This is a genomic window from Pseudodesulfovibrio sediminis (assembly GCF_020886695.1).
Lineage (GTDB): Bacteria > Desulfobacterota > Desulfovibrionia > Desulfovibrionales > Desulfovibrionaceae > Pseudodesulfovibrio > Pseudodesulfovibrio sediminis.
Genome location: NZ_AP024485.1, coordinates 491111 through 510317 on the forward strand (window position 1 = coordinate 491111; position 19207 = coordinate 510317).

The window sequence follows — 19207 nt, forward strand, 5'->3', positions numbered from 1 at the left end:
ACGTATCACACGTGGAATGCAACACTTAATTTTTATAAAGCAAAAGTTCGTATCATAAGAAAAGGCCTGTCGACTGAGACGACAGGCCTTGATTCTCAAAAAATGTATGAACTAGTGTTCGGCTGCTTTGGCGTCACGCAGAGACTGCAGGACAGTAACAGCAAGGGCGAGGCCGATAACGCCAAGGACGATGTACAAGACACCGAAAAAGACGAAGTGATCGGGCATCCACCAGGGAAGGTCCATGGGCAGTGGGCTGTGTACGGTTTCACCGTGAATCATCATAAAAATTACTCCAACTATTTGACGGCGTCTTTAAGAATTTTGCCAGGGCGAAATTTGACGACCTTTGTGGCCGGGATCTTGATCTCAGCCCCGGTGCGAGGGTTGCGTCCTACGCGGGCCTTACGCGCTTCAACAGCGAAAGTGCCGAAACCAGTCAGGGTCAACTTGCCATCTGATACCAGAGTGCCCTCAACGGTCTCAAGAAATGCATTCAGTGCGCGCTCAGCGTTAGCTTTGGTCAAGTTGGCCTTTTCCGCGATTTTAACAACCAATTCAGCCTTTGTCATCAGTCATTCCTCCTCGATGAATAATTACCTGTACGTATCTGGTTAAAGTGCAGCCAGAGCACAAAACGTACTCACACTTTGATTCCTTCAACAAGTCACTTCTTGGCCTTTAAATGAACTTTCGCTGTGTGTCCAGTCTGAGCAGGAAAAAAACGAAAAAAACTACGCCATATGGCGCTTTCAAGGCCATTTTACTTTTTTAAAATATACACTGAAGTGCATTTTTTTGCCCATTCGAATAAAAGAGGCCTCAGCTTTTTGTGAAAATGTGCACTAAATACATTTCGACAGCGCCCTAAATTGTTCCGGGGTGAGGTTCTCAGGGCGACTCTTTGGATTGACGCCTTCCTGATCAAACCAGGCTTCAACAGCAGGCGACCACCGCTTCTTGAGTATGGTGGAAATCTGTTTTCTTCGTTGTTGAAATAATATCTTAATCAGTCCGGACAACTTTTCGGGATCTTCCGGCCATTGATTTATAGGTAATGGATCAAACCGAACGACAGCTGAATCAATTTTAGGCTGAGGTCTGAAAACTGTCGGCGGTACTTTGAACAGATATGTCGTGGTGCAAAAATTCTTGACCCAGGCAGTCAGTCCGCCAAAGGCCTTGCTGTTCGGTTGAGAGGTCAGCCGAAGGGCAACTTCATGTTGGACCATGAATACCGCCCTTTGCAGCGTTGTCACCTGACTCACGATGTCCCAAATAAGTTTGGAACCCACATTGTATGGGAGGTTGCCAATGATTTTACACGGCTCATTGTTCAAAGACGCCCAGGGGAATTTCAAGGCATCGCACCGAACGACGTTGAGATCCGGGTAGTCTTCATCCAGTCGGTCTGCAAGGCTGTCGTCCATTTCGATGGCTGTCAGCGACTGCGCCCCGACTTCAGCAAGATGCTCTGTCAAAGCCCCCTGCCCCGGACCTATTTCTATTATTATATCATCGCTTCCGGGATCGAGAGCATCCACGATTTTGCGACAGATGTTTTGATCGATCAAAAAGTTCTGTCCCAGACTTTTCTTGGCTCTATGCTGATGGCGGTCATTCATTCTTTGTTCTCCGTTGGCAATGGATAGCCGAAGGCCATTTGTCTGGCAACATCATTGACACCATAATGTGTCAAAACGTATGGGTCTTCGGTATTAATTATTTTAGGAGGACTCATGGATTTACGTCATTATGTGCGGGACATTCCCGATTACCCCAAAAAAGGTATCACCTTTTACGATATTACCCCGATTCTGATGGACCCGGAAGCATTTCAGTATGCTGTGGATCAATTGGCAGAGAAATATAAAGAGAGCGGTGCAACAAAGATTGTGGCTGCTGACGCACGTGGATTCATCTTCGGCGCTCCCCTGGCTCTCAAAATGGGCATCAGCTTTGTGCCTATCCGCAAGCCCGGTAAACTGCCCTATAAGAACCGCTGTGTTACCTATGACCTTGAATATGGTTCCGACACACTGTGCATGCATGTGGATGCCATTGGACAGGATGACAAAGTTCTCCTGATCGATGACCTGCTGGCCACCGGCGGCACAGCTGAAGGCATGGTCAAACTGGTCAAGGAAGCAGGTGGAATTATCGTGGGTGCCGGTTTCATCATTCAGCTCGGCTTCCTGGATGGAGACAAGGTTATGAAAGCCGCAGGCGTTGACCACGATTTTCTCCTTGAAATCAACTAGAAGGTATTACCATGACCAAGATAGGCATTATTGGCGGCAGCGGCCTGGACGATCCTCAACTGTTGCAGAACGCACACGATCTTGATGTTGACACCATTTACGGCAAGCCCTCGGCTCCGCTCAAGGTCGGAACCATCGAAGGCAAAGACGTTGTTCTTTTGGCCCGCCATGGCCGTGAACACACTGTCCCGCCTACTTTTGTCAACTACCGCGCAAACATACAGGCATTGAAAGATGCGGGCTGCACTCTTATTCTGGCCACTACGGCCTGTGGCTCCCTGCGTGAAGAGATCGATCGGGGACATTTGGTCATCCTTGACCAATTCATTGATTTCACTCGCCGTCGGCCGGTGTCATTCTATGAAGAGTTCGAACCCCATGGCGCGGTCCACACCGGCATGGCCGATCCTTTTGACGACAACCTGCGGTCTTTATTCAACGATGCGTGCAAAAGCCTGGATATCACCCATCACGAAACCGGTACGGTCATCACCATTGAAGGCTCCCGTTTCTCCACCCGTGCGGAATCGAACATGTTTCGCATGTGGGGTGCGGATGTCATCAACATGTCTGTTGCCCCTGAATGCATCCTGGCCAATGAGGCCGGCATTCCCTATGCCGCGGTTGCAATGAGCACCGACTACGACTGCTGGAAGACTGATGAAGCGCCCGTTACCTGGGATGATATCCTCGAAGTATTCAAGGGCAACGTGGAAAAAGTCACCTCACTGATCGTTGAAGTCATAAAAAACATAGACTAGTTGTAATGACACACCCCACCGCCAATACACCCGCTCCGTCACCCTGCGACTTGATAATCAAGGCAGATGTCGTTGTCACACAAGACGATGCTCGCAGAATTCTCACTGATGCCGGGGTTGCTATCAAGGACGGCCTTGTTCTCGATATCGGCTCCTATGCATCCATGGAAACAGGATACTGTCCCGCACAACGTCTTGACCTTTCCGGCAAGATGCTCATGCCTGGATTGGTCAATGGACATACGCATTTGCCCATGACGCTGCTCCGGGGCGTAGCGGACGACCTGCCGCTCATGGAGTGGCTCGAGAGCCACATCTGGCCTGTCGAGGCGCATCTGACTGACGAACTGATTACCATTGGTGCTCAGATTGGTTGTGCAGAATTCATCCGCACAGGGTGTACTTCGTTTCTCAATGGCTATTTCCATGAGCATCTCACTGGAAATGCTGTCGCTGATTGTGGTCTGCGTGCCGTTCTGGGTGAAGGGTTCTTCAGTTTTCCTTCCCCGATGTTCAAGACGGCGGAAGATTGCTGGCAAACGCTTCGTGGACTGAATCGGCAATTCGAGACGCACTCCAGAGTGCGTACGGCCATTACGCCACATGCGGCTTTCACGGTCATGCCGGAGGAGCTCATCGCGAGTTTCGAGCTGGCGGAAGAGCTGGATATTCCATGGCAGATTCATCTCGCGGAATCCCCAATGGAAACAGCTGTCTGTTTGGATAAATATGGTAAACGACCCATTGAGCTGCTACACCATCATGGTCTTCTGACCAAGCGCACCACCCTGCATCACTGTGTGGACGTTACGGATGAGGAGATCGAGATTCTTGCTGATTCCGGTGTGAACGTTGTTCATAACCCGGTCTCCAATCTCAAGCTCTGTTCCGGCATTTCACCCGTACAAAAGATGCTGGACGCCGGGGTCATGGTCGGACTTGGCACGGATGGCGCATCAAGTAACAACCAACTCAACATGTTTCGTGATATGGGGTTGGCAGCACTTGTCGGCAAAGTCCGTCATGAAGACGCTTCTGCGGTCAATGCGCAGTCAGCTTTGGACATGGCCACTCGTAACTCGGCACATTGCCTTGGATGGCCTGAATTGGGCAGGATTGAAAAAGGATGCCCGGCAGACATGATTGCGCTTGATTTGGCGTATCCGAATCTCATGCCTGTGTTCAATTATGTCTCACATGCGGTGTATGGTGCGACAGGCATGGAAGTGTGCATGACCATGGTCGGAGGTGAAGTCCTCTATCTTTACGGAGATTTCAAGACAATCGACATAAATCTGTTGCGCACCAATGCTTTGCAGGCTAGTGACTGGGTACATTCTGTTGCGGAAAGATGAAAAAAGAAGAGCAAATAACTTGACAACACCCACCCCGGGTGCATATCGAATTCTGCTCTTGCATTAATCAAGATTCAAAGCTGCTGACTTTTAGCCGCATAATTTTTAGGAGGAAGGCACAACATGGCCAAGAAAAAAGTTATTGTTTCCCTGGAAGGCGCTGTGAAGACCGATGAAGGTCTGAGCTACAAGGGCGTCATCATGGAACCTGTCGTTGAGCAATGTGAAGGTTGCGAGCGTGTTGTTTCTGTTGAAGAAGCAAAGTACTGCCCGACCTACGCCCAGCCCGCTACCAAATGGGCTCACGGCGTCTGCAACTTTGCCACCCACGTTCGCGCAGAAGTGGACAAGACCGGCAAGGTCAAAGTCAACCCGCTCAAGGCTTCCAAGCGCGCCGCTCGCGGTCGTTAGGATTTTGCAAGCAAAAAAGGCGGGGGCGAATGTCCCCGCCTTTTTTTTGTTTGTACCTTTGAACATTTGGGATATTGAGTAAATAAACACTGGAGAATCCATGGACGCTCTTTTTTCAAAACTTGATCAACAAGCTGAAATCGTTGTCGATATACAAAAGAAACTCACCGCAATCCCTGCATTGGGCCCCACCAACGGCGGTGATGGTGAAAAAGAAAAAGCTGAATTTCTGGTTGAGCACTTGAAGTCCATGGACATCGCTGACATCCGTGAATTTCACGCTCCCGATGACAGGGTCTCCTGTGGCTATCGTCCCAATATCGCAGCCATTATGCCGGGTAAAAACACAGAAAAAACGCTGTGGGTCATCTCGCACATTGATATCGTGCCCCCTGGCGACCTGGCTCTGTGGTCCTCTGATCCATACACCCTGGTTCAGGAAGACGACAAAATCATCGGTCGTGGCGTAGAGGATAATCAGCAAGGCATTGTCTCTTCACTTCTTGTTGCTCAGGCTCTCATTGATCTCGATATCACCCCGGAGATCAATTACGGCATGATCTTTGTGGCTGATGAAGAAACCGGTTCCCAATATGGACTGGGGTATCTTGTTGATGAGCATGAAGACCTTTTTTCCAAGGACGATCTTTTTCTGATCCCGGATTTTGGTGAACCCACCTCTGAACAAGTTGAAGTGGCTGAGAAGTCCATGTTCTGGCTCAAGGTCATCATTGAGGGCAAGCAGTGCCACGCGTCCACTCCCGACATGGGATTGAATACGCTGGTCCCCTGTGCGGACTTCATTCTGCGTATCAAAGAATTGGAAAGCATTTTCGATGCGGAAAATCCCATTTATGATCCGCCCCGCTCCACGTTCCAACCGACAATGAAAGAAGCCAACGTCGCCAATGTGAACACAATCCCCGGCCGAGATGTCTTCTATGTGGATTCCAGGGTTATGCCGGAATATGATCTTGATGACATTCTCAATACTATCAAGGGCTTTGGGTCAGAGGTCGAGAAAAAGTACGGTGTAACCATTTCCTATGACATCCCCATGCGTGAACAAGCCGCTCCTGCGACTCCCGTAGACAGCGAGATCGTTATCAAGACCATGCAATCCATCAAGAAGGTGTACAATAACAACCCGCGCACCGTGGGTGTTGGTGGAGGCACTGTGGCGGCGATGTTACGGCGCAAAGGATATGATGCCGTGGTTTGGGCTACCTTGAACCACAAAGCACACCAGCCCAATGAATGGGCGTCCATCCAGAACACCATCAATGATGGCAAGGTCATCGGCGATATGCTCTGCTCCAAATAACACCACGGAGTTTTCGTGCAGTCCAAAGCCCTCTTTCCCGATCAATTCGACCTTATAGTGGTCGGCGCAGGTCATGCCGGTTGCGAAGCAGCTATGGCTGCGGCAAGACTTGGCCTGAAAACCCTGTTGCTGACCATCAATATCGACCGTATTGGCCACCTCTCCTGCAATCCCGCTATTGGTGGGCTTGCCAAGGGGCACATGGTCAAGGAAATTGATGCGTTGGGCGGCATGATGGGGGTATGGGCCGACGCAGCCGGAATTCAGTTTCGCATACTGAACACCCGCAAAGGACCGGCGGTACGCTCCAGCCGAGCCCAGATTGACCGCATAGAGTATATGCGGGTGGTGCAAAAATCCATTTTCTCTCAGGAAAATCTCTGGGTATTTCAGGATACCGGAGCAGCGATCCTGACAAAAGATGGGAAGGTCTGCGGTCTCAGAACTGAACTTGGTGAGATTATGCACTCCCGAGCCGTGCTTTTGACCACCGGCACTTTTTTGCGCGGCCTCATGCACATTGGGTTGGAGAACTTCAAGGGTGGGCGCATGGGCGACCCTGCCTCCAACTTCCTGTCGGACAACCTGCGTGAACTCGGTTTTGAACTCGGTCGATTGAAAACAGGGACCACTCCCCGCTTGTTGAAAAGCTCCATTAATTTCGATGTAATGCAAATCCAGCACGGAGATGATCCACCGGTCCCCTTCAGTTTTCGTAATAAAAGCGTCCCCATGCCGCAGATCCCTTGTTATCTGACGTACACCAACGAAAAGGCGCATGACGCCATCCGTTCTGGTTTCGACCGTTCACCCATGTTTACCGGTGTCATTGAAGGGACCGGCGCGCGTTATTGTCCTTCCATCGAAGACAAGGTTGCCCGTTTCCCTGAAAAAGACCGGCACCAGATTTTTGTGGAACCCGAAGGGTATGACAGCCCGGAAATGTACCCCAGCGGTATCCCGACCAGTCTCCCGTTTGATGTGCAGAAAAAAATGATCGCTGCCATCGAAGGACTGGAAAACGCCCAGATTGTTCGTCCGGGATATGCCATTGAATACGATTACTCTCCTCCGACACAACTCAAGCCGACACTTGAGACCAAGCAGGTCCCGGGACTGTACTTTGCCGGACAGATCAACGGCACTTCGGGATACGAGGAAGCCGCTGCACAGGGCTTGTGGGCTTCGTTGAATGTCTTCAGCAAACTCACCGGGCATGAGCCTTTCCTTTTATCCCGAGATCAAGCGTATATGGCTGTGCTTGTTGATGATCTGGTTACCAAGGGAACAGAAGAACCATACCGCATGTTCACCTCGCGCGCAGAACATCGACTGCTGTTGCGGGAGGGCAACGCAGATGAACGCCTGACCCCCATAGGACGCGAATTCGGCCTGGTTGATGACACCCAATGGACACTGTTTTCGGCCAAACAGGAAAACATGCAGGAAACGCTGAAAGCTATGCGAACCATCAGGATTCGCCCTGATGCCGCCACACGGGATATCCTGAAAGAAATCGGGGCAGCGGTCCCTGGCAAGGCGGTTGAACTGGCCGCACTGTTGCGCCAGCCACAGATGTCCATCGAAAAACTGACCGTTTTTTATCCGGCGCTCGCCGACCTTGAAGAAGATGTGTTGCGCGAGGCTGAAACCCAGGTTCGCTACGAAGGATACCTCGTCAAACAGGAAGAACTTGTCGCAAAGTTCAAAACAATTGAACATACCATTTTACCTGAAGATATAGACTACTCCGAAATTTCAGGCCTGACCCGAGAGGTGGTGGAGAAGTTGACAAACGTACAACCTCGTACGCTGGGACAGGCTGGACGCATATCCGGGATTACACCAGCGGCTCTTTCCTGTATCGAAATTCATCTTAAAAAACTTGGCGTTGTGTAACCAAACCTTCATAAGATCGTATTGACAGGCTGAGTGTCACTGTCTAAATAGAGAAAATATGATGAAACGTTTGTCGTCAAACGTTTATACCATTTTTCATAGCTTCGAACCCCATTCAAGGAGTCTGATCTTGGACGAAGGATCTGACAGTCGATTTATTTATATCTTAAAAAAAATATTCGGCAACAATGACCAGCAAATAGAGGAGCATATCCTCGAAGCCAGAGCTGAAGGAGAAATTGATCGCAACGAAGTCTCCATGCTCTTGAACATCCTTGAACTGGACGACAAGTTGGTCAAAGAAATCATGGTTCCACGTACCGACATGGTGTGTGCAGGAATCGACAGCTCTGTAAAAGATGTTGCTGATATCATTACTAATCTTGGGGCACACTCCCGTATCCCCATCTATCGCAACACCAAGGATCATATCGTGGGCGCGGTCCATGCCAAGGACCTTCTTGACCCACTTCTTCATGGTCAGGACGACTCCCCTGTCCTCTCACTCATACGTGATGTTTCCTTTGTGCAGGAGGAAGTCAAACTGGACGAAATCCTCTCCCTGTTCAAACGGGAAAAACTCCAGATAGCTATTGTTCAGGATGAATATGGCGGCACATCCGGCATGGTCACCCTTGAAGATGTTCTTGAAGAAATCGTCGGAGAAATCCCGGATGAACACGACCAGGAACGTCCTGAAGATATTCAAAAAACATCAGACGGCGTCTTCATCGTGTCCGGTCGCGTTCCTCTGGACGAGGTCAGTGAGCGATGTGCGCTTGAGCTTGAAAGCGAAGAGGTGGACTCCATCGGCGGGTATGTGGCAGCAATGGCTGGCAGCATCCCTCGGCAGGGAGAGTTCTTCACCATTGCGAACAGGCGCTTTACCGTCCTTGAGGCAGATGACCGCCAAATCTGGTCCATTAAAATCGAACCCAACAAGAAAGCGTAAATCGTGCTGACACTGGTACTCATCTCCACTCTGGGCGCCTGGATCGGATTCGCCAATCCCCTGTTCCACTTTCCGCTGGCCGCCCTGGCCTTTCCCATGGGGCTGGCATGGATAGGATTCAGAGCAACATCAGGGAAGAAAGCTTTTAAATTCGGCTGGATGGCAGGAGTGCTTGCTGCCACGGGCTGTTATTACTGGATGGTCATTCCCGTTCAGGTTTATGGTGGACTGCCGTGGTACATCGCCCTTCCCTGCCCGTTTCTGCTGGCCTCTTTCATGAGCCTGTACTTCGCCTTTTTTTCCCTCGGCATGTATCACGCAGGGCAAAAACTGACCGGTATTCCGCTTTGTCTGCTGGCTGGGCTTGCATGGGCGACCATGGAGATGCTCATGGGCATCGTCCTGACTGGATTTCCTTGGGTCAACCTTTCGTCGGCCTTTGCCTCATGGCCCGTCGCCATTCAGGGTGCTTCTGTCATCGGAGCGTACGGCCTGTCTGGGGTGATGACCACCCTGGCCGTGGCGCTTCTGCTTTACAGCACCTATAGAAGCGCATTGTGGCTGGCGGTCGGTATCACCATTACCTTGATTTCCTTTGGCTTCTACAGAGTAAACACTCTGGAAAAGGGCAACGGGGACTACGTGCTCTCCGCCATTCAAGGCAATGTTGATCAGGGTGAAAAGTGGATTCCGGCCTATCAGGCCGATACTATAAAAAAGTATGCCCATTTGACGCTTCAGGCAATCAGACAGAACAAGCCTCGAGCAGTCATCTGGCCCGAAACCGCCATGCCGTTCTATCTTCAGGACAGGACCCAATACCGCAAAGCGGTTGAGACTCTAGCGCAGGAAGCCGATATCAATATCATTACCGGTTCTCCCGCATATAAAGTCACAAACATGAAGTCCAGCTCCTATGTTCTTTTCAACCGAGTCTGGCTCATGGATACCCTTGGTCGGACAACACAATATTACGACAAGGAGCACCTTGTCCCCTTTGGCGAATATATGCCCTTTGCCGAATGGCTGCCTTTCGATAAATTGGTCACGGCTGCCGGAAACTTTGTCCCTGGCGAGGACAATAAGCCCCTGATGTTGGATGGTGTTGCCCTTGGCATGCTCATTTGTTATGAAGCCATATTCCCTGAACTGGCACAGAAGCAAGTAGCCAATGGTGCTAATATACTCATCAATATTAGCAATGATGCCTGGTTTGGTGACACATCGGCACCACGACAGCACTTGAATTTATCCATCATGCGTGCAGTTGAACAGGACAGATGGCTGGTTCGCAGCACCAATACGGGCATATCCGCTTTTGTCGCACCTACCGGACGCATTGCGGCCATGGGCACCCAGTTCAAAGCTGAAAGTCTCAGCCATGCTGTTGAACCCCGAACCGGGTTCACTGTTTTTCATCGTATTCACTACTGGTTGGAATATTGTATCTTTACTTTGACCATCGTTGGATTCGGTTACATACTCTTTGTCGCCAGACGACAAAAAGGAACGATCATATAATGCTTGAATATCCTGATCTCAAAGCCGCATCCGCGGAGCTTATTGAGCAATTCCAAACCCTCTGGGGGCGTCTTTGACTACGCTGAGACGGCAGAACGACTTGAGGCGATAGAAAAAGAACTCTCCAAGCCCGATGCATGGGACAACCCTGAAGCATTGACCCCTGTTCTCAAGGAAAAAAGTCAGCTTTCCACCAAACTCGATATGTACAACGGCCTTTCCGAAGCAAAGGAAGACCTCGATGAGTGGCTTGAGTTGGCTCAGGAAGACCCTGAAGAGGAATCCCTGGCAGCACTCGACAATCAGGTAAAACTGCTTCGTCAGCGCCTTGCAGGCACGGAATTGGCCACCATGTTCGCCTTTGAACATGATAAATCCAACGCTATTCTCGAAATTCACCCCGGAGCCGGTGGTGTGGAGTCGCAGGATTGGGCCGAAATGCTCCTGCGCATGTATATGCGCTATGGCGAACGCAAAGGATTCAAAGTCAATCAGCTCGATTATCAGGCGGGGGACGAGGCCGGAGTCAAATCCGTCACCCTGCAGTTGGAAGGTCTATTCGCATACGGCCTCCTCAAAGGGGAAGCCGGCGTGCATAGATTGATTCGAATTTCTCCCTTTGACTCTTCTGGAAGGCGGCATACCTCATTTGCTTCGGTTGATGTCTACCCCGATCTGGATGACGACATTGAAATTGAAGTCAAAGACGAAGACTTGCGCGTGGACACATTCCGTTCAAGTGGTCCGGGTGGCCAGTCTGTCAACAAGACCAGCTCAGCCGTACGTATTACCCACATTCCCACCGGCATTGTTGCTCAGTGTCAGAATGAGAAATCCCAGCACCGCAACAAAGCCACGGCAATGCGTTTGCTGAAGGCTCGTCTTTTTGAACAGGAATTGAAAAAAATTGAAGAAAGCCGTCGACAAGACTATCAGGCCAAGGAAGCCATTGCCTGGGGAAGTCAGATCCGGACATATACTCTGCAACCCTATCGTTTGGTCAAGGACCATCGTTCCAACAGTGAAAGCGGCAATGTTGACGCTTTTCTAGACGGAGATCTAGACGAAATGATTCGAAACCACTTACTATATATCCATGCTCATGGAAAAAACTCTTAATTTCTCAGAACAGGAACTCGCCACAGAATTGGCTGCACTTCAGGAAGAACTCTGTGCGTTCTCCAGTCAGTGCCCTGATTCTCCCGAGAAGAATAATGCAGTGTGGATTTTCCGGCTATGCCAAGGCATATCCACCGATGAATGGGAAAGCCTGTCAGAGAAGCATGACTTCAGGCAATGGTTAACCATGCCCATAAACGACAATGCCTTTCCGCACCTCAAACAGTTTCAAAAGACCCTAGAGCGGTTGGCATATCAGACAGATCATGATCCTCTTACGGGGCTGGCGAACAGACGCGCTTTTGATCGTACCCTTGATATTGAAATGGAACGCTCTCGGCGGGCTAAGACACCTCTTTCGTTAGCCATCTTTGACCTGGATAACTTCAAATCAATAAACGACACCTATGGCCACCCCAAAGGTGATGAGGTTCTGGTCAAATTTGCCGAGCATTTAAAATCAGGCACCCGCCGATATGATCTAGCAGCACGCTTTGGTGGAGAAGAGTTCGCGCTGATCATGGCCGGTTCCGGCGTGGTCAGGGCAAAAAACCTGCTTGAACGACTCCTCATGGAATTCAGGCAGATTGAATTTACTTCCCCAGATAACAAGACGATTTTCAACGTCACCTGTTCAGCTGGACTGACCTGCTTCAAGGGGATGGGGAAAATAGATGATACGCAGCTCATTGAACTGGCTGACGGTGCACTCTATGAAGCAAAATCTGCCGGCAAGAATCAGGTCAAAGTATCCCGGTTACTCTTTGTAGACAATGTACCGAATGAAACTCTTGTACATGCAAACGAGAAGCAATTCCTGTTTGGCGGGAAATAATGGAGAATGTCATGAATAATAACAATACTCTCAGCCTCGCCATTATGAGCGGTAAGGGTGGTGTCGGAAAGACTAATATCGCCCTCAACCTGGGCTATGCCTTGCACCAGGCAAAGATGAAAGCCATCCTGATGGACTGCGATCTTGGTTTAGCCAATCTAGATGTACTGCTCGGCATTTCCCCGGAACGCAATTTACGCGACCTGCTTCAGACCGGCGTGAACGCCGAAGATGTTGTCGTTGCAATTGAAAACGGATTCGACATGCTCCCGGCCACCAGCGGCATCCCCGAACTTGTCGAAATGGATGAAGACATGCAGGACATCCTCTTCAAGAAACTTGTTCTGCTGGCAGGTTCATATGACTTTCTGATGCTTGATCTTGGTGCTGGCATCAGTCACACAGTCCTCTCTTTTGCCGAACTCTCCCAGTTACGCATTGTGGTGGTTACTCCAGAACCGACCTCCATGACCGACAGTTATGCCATGATAAAAGTACTGGTTACGCAACATCAGGTCAAAGATTTTTTAATTGTGGTAAATCAGGCGACCAACGCCAACGAAGCAAACCAGACTTTTGAGCGACTAGCCGCTGCTTGCAAGAATTTTCTTGATATCGATCTGATGAATCTCGGATTTGTTCATCAGGATCAGACACTTGTTGAGTCTGTTCGCAGGCAGACGCCCCTTATGAAATTTGCTCCGGATGCCCCTGCCAGCAAGGACATTCGCGGGTTAGCCAAGAAGATAATGCGCTATCGGGAAGATAATCTTGAACGCATTGCAGGAAGACCAATCCTGAAGAATTTCCCTAGTGAATGAAAAAGTCCAATTTTGGGGTTGACGAAAAGAGTCATTTTTCGGCATAGTTAGTGAGAATTTAGGAACTAATATTTTTCTTGTTCCCCTACAGGACACATTTTGAACCTGTGGGTAACTCTTTTTTTCAGGGGGAAACCATGAATAAGAGCGAATTGATCAAGGCTCTGTCAGAACAGAAGAAAATGCATGTGGACGAAGCCACCAAAGTTGTCGGAGCCTTTGTTGATTCTGTCAAAGAGGCTCTTCTCCGCGGCGATCGTGTTGAGATCAGAGGCTTTGGCAGTTTCAAGATAAAGGATTATGAAGGCTATACCGGACGTAATCCGAAATCTGGTACTGTCGTTCAGGTCAGGCCCAAAAAGCTTCCTTTCTTCCGTCCTGGTAAAGAGCTGAAAGAATTTATAAACCAATAGAATGAGACGGTTTTTCTACTGCCTTATTGTGGCAGTTGCTTTTGTCGTATGCGGTTCAGCCCATGCGGAACAGACTGTTCTGACCATTCTTTACTCGGCAAATACGTTTGGCACGGTGCGGCCATGTCCATCATGAGGGGGAAAAACCCTTGGTGGCGTGGCCCGGCGGGCCACGTATTTTTTTGACGTGCAGAACCCATCATCACCCCAGATAATTGTATCCGGTGGCTTTGAGTACAAGCGTCCTGAGTCTCGATCTCCCGAATCCAGCACATTACAATCATTAGCAAAAGCATATGACAGAATGGGCTACAAAATTGGCATGTTGTCAAATGAGGAAGCAGAGACATTAAAGGATGCCGGCATCACGCCCCCTCAATGGCAGAGTACGGCCGAGAGAGTGCCCTACTCGATCATCAGAACGGAATCGGGTGACGATATCGGATTCATACGTTTTCCCAGTCTCCCCAAAGGGGTTGATATTCCATCTGCAAGAGTAATAGAGGAAATATCAAAGACTATCGAAAGAGAACAACCACATGTTCGCCTTGTTGTCGCCCTTTCTGATTGGGGATGGATCGGAGAACAGAAGTACCTTCAAAAAAATCCACAAGTTGTACCGGATTTTCTTTTAGGGAGCGGAATAGGTTCAGGTATTAACGGACGACCACTGGCTGATGGACGCTGCGTCTGGGTACGTCCGTATGATCGAGGACGAAGTGTCGCCAAAATCGAAATTTTTTCCTGGCCAAATCGTAAAAATCCAATTGCCTGGCAAGGCGCGAAGAACTATAAGACGAGTTCAATCGGATTGAACGACACATACAAGAGCAATCCAGAAGTAGAAGCGATATTCCAGTAGCGCCTACTTTCGAAGAATAATTAACTGCAGAAGGAGATGACAATGGAATTCAGAGGAGCCTTTACCGCCCTCTCGACGCCATTCACCGCTGACGGTGAAATTGATGAAGCGAACTTTCGCGACTTCATTGAATGGCAAATCGAACAGGGAATTGATGGGTTGGTGCCTTGTGGCACTACAGGCGAAGCAGCGACCATGTCCCACTCAGAACAGGGGCGCATCATCAAAATTGCCGTTGAACAGGCCAAAGGACGTGTCCCCGTCATTGCCGGCGCTGGTTCAAATTCCACCAAAGAGGCCATTGAGCTGACCAAGATGGCCAAAGAAGCCGGGGCGGATGCGGCGCTTCAGATTACGCCTTACTACAATAAACCCACTCCTGGTGGTCTGGTAGAGCACTTCAAGGCTATCGCCAAAGAAGCATCCATGCCTATCGTTCTGTACAATGTTCCTGGGCGCACCGGACTGAACTGCCTTCCGGCTCACCTCAAGGCCATTGTCGATGCCGTACCAGAAGTTGTCGCTATCAAGGAAGCCACTGGCAACCTGAGCCAGGCAGCACAGGTCATTGAGGAATGCGGCAAGAACTTCAATCTCATGTCAGGTGATGATTTTACCGTGCTGCCTCTCCTCGCTGTCGGTGGATGTGGCGTCATCTCAGTTACTTCAAACATCATGCCTGCTGCCATGAGCAATATGTGCAAGGCCTTCTTTGACAAAGATCATGAAAAAGCCATTGACCTGAGTCTGCTTATGGCTCCGGTAAACCGCGCCATGTTCTTGGAAACAAATCCCATTCCGGTCAAAACTTCTTTGAAAATGATGGGTATTTTTAAAGAAGCAACTTTCCGTCTGCCCATCGTTCCCCTGCAGGAAGAAAACAAACCCAAACTGGAAGCTGTCCTCAAGACCGCTGGTGTTTTGTAAATATAAAAGCCCCTGTTTTAACAGGGGCTTTTTCGTCATCTCCGAAAGGGACGGTCAATTGACCGTCCCTTTTTATTTGATATTGTCGTGATTGGAAAGCTGACATGCGTGATTTCGTAACCGATTGAATACCATGTCGCACACGTTCATCTTGAATTGAAGACGCAAAAAAGCCCGCCAGCACAACGCTGACGGGCCGATACTTTGCGCTAATCAATCAGATCGCTTCAACTAGGCTTCGAAAGCCTTGATGAAGTTCGGGGCAACCTGTTTCTTACGGCTCATGACGCCATCAAGGTAAACAGGAGCACCATCGGTAGCAACACCGAAAGCCTTCTCAACGACAGAGGTGTCGTCAGAAGCGATGAGCATTTCGGAGCCTTCTTTCATGATGTCGGTCAGCAGCAGGAAAACGGAGTGACGGCCGTCAGCCTTGACCTTTTCAATTTCAGCCTGAAGAGCTTCCTTGTGAGCGTCCAGCATGGACAGGTCAACAACTTCCAGCTGGCCAATGCCAACTTTGTTGCCGGACATATCGAAATCTTTGTAATCACGGAAAACCAGCTCGTTGGGGGTAGCACCATCAACAGCGGACTTAACTTTAAACATTTCCATGCCCAGAGCCATGACATCATCAACACCAGCGATCTTGGCAAGAGCTTCAACAGCAGCCTTATCAGCATCGGTGCAGGTAACGGACTTGAACATGACGGTGTCGCTCAGAATGGCACACAGCATTGCACCAGCGATGTTGGCCGGAATTTCAATGTTGTAGAAGTCGTACATGCCTTTCAGAACGGTACAGGAACAGCCCACGGGCCAAACCCACATTTCCAGAGGTCCCGAAGTCTCGACATCACCCAGCTTGTGGTGGTCGACAACAGCGAGGAGCTCGCCCTTGTCCAGATTGTCAATGGTCTGAGAAACGTCAGTGTGGTCAACCAGAATGATCTGCTTGTCAGTAGCATCAGTGACGATCTCAGGAGTAGCACAGCCGAACTTTTCGACTACGAAGACAGACTCAGGAGCGAGTTCGCCCTGAACAATTGCCTTGGCTTCCATGCCACGCTTGGAAAAAAGATCCGCGGTACCGATCGCAGCTGCGACGGTGTCAGTATCAGGGTTTTTGTGTCCAACAACCAAAATAGCCATATCTAATCCTCCTAAATTGAATTGTCCTTATCCTAAGGAAATCGTGCCTTGAAAATAGAATGTGACGAATATCACAACCTATCTCAACTGCCAAGCTAAAAACACCTATAAAGGGAGAAAACAACAAAAAGGATGATCCCTGTTGCCAGAACGGCATATGCACGTTTTACTCGTAACGCCATTAATCCGCCCAGGCTAGCAATAATCCAAAGATGAGCCCATTGAATATTCAAAGAGGCAACCAACCCTGGATACAGGGAAAAAGCGAACTCAAGAAGGACCTTGAGTATGAGAATAGCCACGAAGAAAACACCCCATGAGATAAGGAATGTCCTTGCTAGTGAACGAAGTATCAATGTACCAGGCAGATTGGGCTTTTCTGGCTTCCGTACCCAGTTGAGAAGCTTGTTGTAGCTCATTCGTTCACTGTCTCGTATCCACCCTTCTGCCAGCGTCCCAAGCCCGGCCAAGGGCATGCTTGCAAATAGAATGACCATGATCTGAGCTGGCTGGACAAAACCCAAATAGGTTGTCAGCGAAAGTGCCGAAAAGGTCGCAGCAGTAAGATGAGGAGGAATAAATGACCCGACAGGAATCAGATCAAGCCAGAAAAGTTCAAAGAAAATGGCAATGTTGAGGCTGACGGTATATTCCCCTGTAAATACACCCCAGAAAAAACCGACAACCAGTGGGCGCTCAAGAAGGCCAAGACTTATGGAGTAACGAAAGAGAGAAAAGAGAGCAAAAAAAAAGCGACCAGGGAAAACCAGGCTATAGGACTATCCAAGGACATGATTAAAACCTCGCCTGGATCGGGTCATTGGGTACACATCGGAAATCGAGCTCCACGCCCTTTCGATTCAGATGACGAAGACAGGTTTCATCTTCATCGGATAGAGCGACACTGGGGGAAACCTGTTTCTTGCCAGGACTGTAGTGGACATTCCCAATATTCAGAACAGAAAAATCAAAACCGGAATCAAAAGCTCTTTTGGCATCAGCACAGCTGGAAAAAAGGATGATGATGTCATCTGTGCTTCCGTCTGAACGCGAACCGTTAACAGCTTCTGTGAGCGTCTCTACAGTGACAAAAGAGCTCTCAACGGTACCGGGAATGGCGAGCGACATGATTTCTTGCTGGAGAACGTCGTTAGCTAATTCATCGTTAGCGACAATAACGTTTTTCGCACCAATATACGGCAACCAGGTTTCAATGATCTGACCGTGAATCAAGCGATTGTCTATACGAACAAGAAGCACGGTACGAACCCTATTTTTTTGCTTTTTTGCGCAACATGGCGCCCGCAACTTTAATGCCCTGCTGGCCTGCTGATTCAGCAGTCGCAGCCAACGCATCCAATGTCATGTCACGGGACTGCAGAGTGGCAACCACCATGGGCAGGTTTACACCGGTGATCACTTCGAGATTTTCGGATTTCATAAGCGAAAGACTCATGGTCGTTGGCGAGCCACCAAAAAGGTCAGTCAAGGCCATGACGCCTTTTCCCTGTTCCACAGACTGGATGGCAGACCTGATGGATTCCATGGTTTCATCAACACCTTTGTTGACGTCCACACCAATAGCCAAACAGTTTTCCTGCTTGCCCATGACGGTCTCGGCCGCTGCCAGGAGCGATTCCCCGAAAGTGCCGTGAGTGACAAGAACCACGCCGACCATTGCTTTTGTATTGCCAGACTTTGCAGTCATGAATTATCCAAGTTCCATATGTCTGTGTTCGATCGACATACTATACCCTTTTTTCTTCAGGGCCGCCAGTACCGACTCAGCCTCCGCAACGGACCTGTGGCGCCCTCCGGTACATCCGATGGCAAGGGTAATACGATATCGACCTTCATCAGCGTACAGTGGGAGAAGGTAGCTGATGAAATCAGTAAAACGGGTATCAAATTCTTTGCCCACATCAGAGCCAAGCACATATCGTTGGACTTCTGAGTCCAGTCCGTTCAGTTGCTTTAACTTTTTGTCAAAATACGGGTTCGGTAAAAAGCGAAGATCAAAGACGAGATCTGCTTCAGTGGGCACACCGTACTTGAAACCAAAGGTCACAATATGCACGCGCATCCCGCGACCGGCTTCTTCCAGAGCAGTCCACTTGGTTTGAATGACCCGCCGAAGATCGTGAATGGAATAATCAGAGGTATCAAGAACCATGGCAGCATCAGTTCGAATAGGAGCCAGGAGTTCTTTTTCCTTCTCCAACGCCTGCTCCAATCCAAGCTTCTTGCTTTCAAGCGGATGCAGCCGCCTGGTCGTAGCGTACCGGCGCACCAATTCACCCATTTTTGCCTCAAGAAAGAGGACTTGTGGTGAAATGCCGATATCGGCAAAATCCTTTATAGCCTGATCCCATCCAGCAAGAAACTCCAACTGACGGAGGTCCATACCCAGGGCAAGGCCACGATATTCATTATCGAATTTGAGTATGAGATCCGCAATTTTCGGGGACATTTCCGAGGGAAGCCCATCAATACAAAAAAAGCCCAAATCTTCAAAGACCTTGAGCGCAGTAGATTTACCGGCTCCGGAAAGGCCGGTGACAATGACGACGGGAAAAGGATTGGCAATCGTCATG

General features: G+C 49.5%; 22 protein-coding genes. 14 read left to right on the top strand and 8 right to left on the bottom strand.

What is annotated here, in order from left to right:
- Nucleotides 1–111 precede the first annotated feature (111 nt).
- The 3 genes from SRBAKS_RS02395 to rsmA all read right to left on the bottom strand — a co-directional run bounded on the left by SRBAKS_RS02395 (nt 112) and on the right by rsmA (nt 1625).
- Nucleotides 112–285: a hypothetical protein gene (locus SRBAKS_RS02395; protein ID WP_229597033.1), complete on the bottom strand. Its 174-nt coding sequence runs from the start codon at nt 283–285 to the stop codon at nt 112–114.
- Nucleotides 286–299: 14 nt separating this feature from the next.
- Nucleotides 300–572, bottom strand: coding sequence for an HU family DNA-binding protein (locus SRBAKS_RS02400; RefSeq protein WP_229593242.1), 273 nt, complete (start codon nt 570–572; stop codon nt 300–302).
- Between the two features lie 273 nt (nt 573–845).
- Nucleotides 846–1625: a 16S rRNA (adenine(1518)-N(6)/adenine(1519)-N(6))-dimethyltransferase RsmA gene (rsmA, locus tag SRBAKS_RS02405; RefSeq protein ID WP_229593244.1), complete on the bottom strand. Its 780-nt coding sequence runs from the start codon at nt 1623–1625 to the stop codon at nt 846–848.
- A 114-nt stretch (nt 1626–1739) separates the two neighbouring features.
- Here rsmA and SRBAKS_RS02410 point away from each other — a divergent pair, with 114 nt between their 5' ends.
- The 14 genes from SRBAKS_RS02410 (at nt 1740) to dapA (ending at nt 15461) form a co-directional block, all read left to right on the top strand.
- Nucleotides 1740–2261 (top strand): adenine phosphoribosyltransferase, encoded by a 522-nt coding sequence (locus SRBAKS_RS02410; protein WP_229593246.1) that lies wholly within the window; start codon nt 1740–1742, stop codon nt 2259–2261.
- 11 nt (nt 2262–2272) lie between these two features.
- Nucleotides 2273–3022, top strand: a complete 750-nt coding sequence (gene mtnP, locus SRBAKS_RS02415) for an S-methyl-5'-thioadenosine phosphorylase (protein WP_229593248.1) — start codon at nt 2273–2275, stop codon at nt 3020–3022.
- A 5-nt stretch (nt 3023–3027) separates the two neighbouring features.
- The gene (locus SRBAKS_RS02420) at nt 3028–4377 is read left to right on the top strand and encodes an amidohydrolase (RefSeq protein WP_229593250.1); all 1350 of its coding nucleotides are present in this window, start codon (nt 3028–3030) and stop codon (nt 4375–4377) included.
- A gap of 123 nt (nt 4378–4500) precedes the next feature.
- The gene (locus tag SRBAKS_RS02425) at nt 4501–4788 is read left to right on the top strand and encodes a PxxKW family cysteine-rich protein (RefSeq protein ID WP_229593252.1); all 288 of its coding nucleotides are present in this window, start codon (nt 4501–4503) and stop codon (nt 4786–4788) included.
- Between the two features lie 100 nt (nt 4789–4888).
- Nucleotides 4889–6112 carry a M20 family metallo-hydrolase gene (locus SRBAKS_RS02430; RefSeq protein WP_229593254.1) on the top strand — a complete coding sequence of 408 codons (1224 nt, stop codon included), beginning with the start codon at nt 4889–4891 and terminating at the stop codon, nt 6110–6112.
- A gap of 15 nt (nt 6113–6127) precedes the next feature.
- Nucleotides 6128–8011, top strand: a complete 1884-nt coding sequence (gene mnmG, locus SRBAKS_RS02435) for a tRNA uridine-5-carboxymethylaminomethyl(34) synthesis enzyme MnmG (RefSeq protein ID WP_229593256.1) — start codon at nt 6128–6130, stop codon at nt 8009–8011.
- A gap of 130 nt (nt 8012–8141) precedes the next feature.
- Complete coding sequence (locus SRBAKS_RS02440; RefSeq protein WP_229593258.1) at nt 8142–8963, top strand: hemolysin family protein; 822 nt, start codon at nt 8142–8144, stop codon at nt 8961–8963.
- 3 nt (nt 8964–8966) lie between these two features.
- Nucleotides 8967–10484: an apolipoprotein N-acyltransferase gene (gene lnt, locus SRBAKS_RS02445; protein ID WP_229593260.1), complete on the top strand. Its 1518-nt coding sequence runs from the start codon at nt 8967–8969 to the stop codon at nt 10482–10484.
- Nucleotides 10484–11603, top strand: a protein-coding gene (prfB, locus tag SRBAKS_RS02450) for a peptide chain release factor 2 (RefSeq protein WP_229593263.1) whose coding sequence is annotated in 2 segments (ribosomal slippage) — nt 10484–10558 and nt 10560–11603 — 1119 coding nt in all. Because the reading frame shifts where the segments join, the coding sequence is not laid out codon by codon here. The genes lnt and prfB overlap by 1 nt, the downstream gene beginning before the upstream one ends.
- Nucleotides 11581–12438: a GGDEF domain-containing protein gene (locus SRBAKS_RS02455; RefSeq protein ID WP_229593265.1), complete on the top strand. Its 858-nt coding sequence runs from the start codon at nt 11581–11583 to the stop codon at nt 12436–12438. The genes prfB and SRBAKS_RS02455 overlap by 23 nt, the downstream gene beginning before the upstream one ends.
- Nucleotides 12439–12449: 11 nt before the next feature.
- Nucleotides 12450–13259 (top strand): MinD/ParA family protein, encoded by an 810-nt coding sequence (locus SRBAKS_RS02460; RefSeq protein ID WP_229593268.1) that lies wholly within the window; start codon nt 12450–12452, stop codon nt 13257–13259.
- Nucleotides 13260–13366: 107 nt separating this feature from the next.
- Nucleotides 13367–13672, top strand: coding sequence for an HU family DNA-binding protein (locus SRBAKS_RS02465; protein ID WP_283816512.1), 306 nt, complete (start codon nt 13367–13369; stop codon nt 13670–13672).
- 1 nt (nt 13673) lies between these two features.
- Nucleotides 13674–14534: a UshA-like (seleno)protein family 2 gene (locus SRBAKS_RS17925; RefSeq protein WP_420705215.1), complete on the top strand. Its 861-nt coding sequence runs from the start codon at nt 13674–13676 to the stop codon at nt 14532–14534.
- Nucleotides 14535–14576: 42 nt separating this feature from the next.
- Nucleotides 14577–15461 (top strand): 4-hydroxy-tetrahydrodipicolinate synthase, encoded by an 885-nt coding sequence (gene dapA, locus SRBAKS_RS02475; RefSeq protein ID WP_229593274.1) that lies wholly within the window; start codon nt 14577–14579, stop codon nt 15459–15461.
- Between the two features lie 231 nt (nt 15462–15692).
- Here the strand turns inward: dapA and SRBAKS_RS02480 are convergent, their stop codons facing one another.
- The 5 genes from SRBAKS_RS02480 to rapZ all read right to left on the bottom strand — a co-directional run bounded on the left by SRBAKS_RS02480 (nt 15693) and on the right by rapZ (nt 19206).
- On the bottom strand, nt 15693–16613 hold the full coding sequence (locus SRBAKS_RS02480; protein ID WP_229593276.1) for a manganese-dependent inorganic pyrophosphatase: 921 nt from the start codon (nt 16611–16613) through the stop codon (nt 15693–15695).
- Nucleotides 16614–16708: 95 nt separating this feature from the next.
- Nucleotides 16709–17383 carry a PTS sugar transporter subunit IIC gene (locus SRBAKS_RS17825; protein ID WP_283816554.1) on the bottom strand — a complete coding sequence of 225 codons (675 nt, stop codon included), beginning with the start codon at nt 17381–17383 and terminating at the stop codon, nt 16709–16711.
- 25 nt (nt 17384–17408) lie between these two features.
- A complete protein-coding gene (locus SRBAKS_RS02495) occupies nt 17409–17873 on the bottom strand; it encodes a PTS sugar transporter subunit IIB (protein WP_229593280.1) in 465 nt (154 codons plus the stop codon).
- A gap of 10 nt (nt 17874–17883) precedes the next feature.
- The gene (locus SRBAKS_RS02500) at nt 17884–18321 is read right to left on the bottom strand and encodes a PTS sugar transporter subunit IIA (protein WP_229593282.1); all 438 of its coding nucleotides are present in this window, start codon (nt 18319–18321) and stop codon (nt 17884–17886) included.
- A 3-nt stretch (nt 18322–18324) separates the two neighbouring features.
- On the bottom strand, nt 18325–19206 hold the full coding sequence (rapZ, locus tag SRBAKS_RS02505) for an RNase adapter RapZ (RefSeq protein WP_229593284.1): 882 nt from the start codon (nt 19204–19206) through the stop codon (nt 18325–18327).
- Nucleotide 19207 lies beyond the last annotated feature (1 nt).

Bases quoted from the DNA above. Each gene is read 5' to 3' on its own strand.
- SRBAKS_RS02460 (WP_229593268.1), top strand. From the start codon at position 12,450: ATGAATAATAACAATACTCTCAGCCTCGCCATTATGAGCGGTAAGGGT.
- mtnP (WP_229593248.1), top strand. From the start codon at position 2,273: ATGACCAAGATAGGCATTATTGGCGGCAGCGGCCTGGACGATCCTCAA.
- SRBAKS_RS02395 (WP_229597033.1), bottom strand. From the start codon at position 285: ATGATGATTCACGGTGAAACCGTACACAGCCCACTGCCCATGGACCTT.
- rsmA (WP_229593244.1), bottom strand. From the start codon at position 1,625: ATGAATGACCGCCATCAGCATAGAGCCAAGAAAAGTCTGGGACAGAAC.
- SRBAKS_RS02480 (WP_229593276.1), bottom strand. From the start codon at position 16,613: ATGGCTATTTTGGTTGTTGGACACAAAAACCCTGATACTGACACCGTC.
- SRBAKS_RS02410 (WP_229593246.1), top strand. From the start codon at position 1,740: ATGGATTTACGTCATTATGTGCGGGACATTCCCGATTACCCCAAAAAA.
- SRBAKS_RS02425 (WP_229593252.1), top strand. From the start codon at position 4,501: ATGGCCAAGAAAAAAGTTATTGTTTCCCTGGAAGGCGCTGTGAAGACC.
- SRBAKS_RS02500 (WP_229593282.1), bottom strand. From the start codon at position 18,321: ATGACTGCAAAGTCTGGCAATACAAAAGCAATGGTCGGCGTGGTTCTT.
- SRBAKS_RS02400 (WP_229593242.1), bottom strand. From the start codon at position 572: ATGACAAAGGCTGAATTGGTTGTTAAAATCGCGGAAAAGGCCAACTTG.
- SRBAKS_RS02430 (WP_229593254.1), top strand. From the start codon at position 4,889: ATGGACGCTCTTTTTTCAAAACTTGATCAACAAGCTGAAATCGTTGTC.
- SRBAKS_RS02420 (WP_229593250.1), top strand. From the start codon at position 3,028: ATGACACACCCCACCGCCAATACACCCGCTCCGTCACCCTGCGACTTG.
- rapZ (WP_229593284.1), bottom strand. From the start codon at position 19,206: ATGACGATTGCCAATCCTTTTCCCGTCGTCATTGTCACCGGCCTTTCC.
- SRBAKS_RS02455 (WP_229593265.1), top strand. From the start codon at position 11,581: ATGCTCATGGAAAAAACTCTTAATTTCTCAGAACAGGAACTCGCCACA.
- dapA (WP_229593274.1), top strand. From the start codon at position 14,577: ATGGAATTCAGAGGAGCCTTTACCGCCCTCTCGACGCCATTCACCGCT.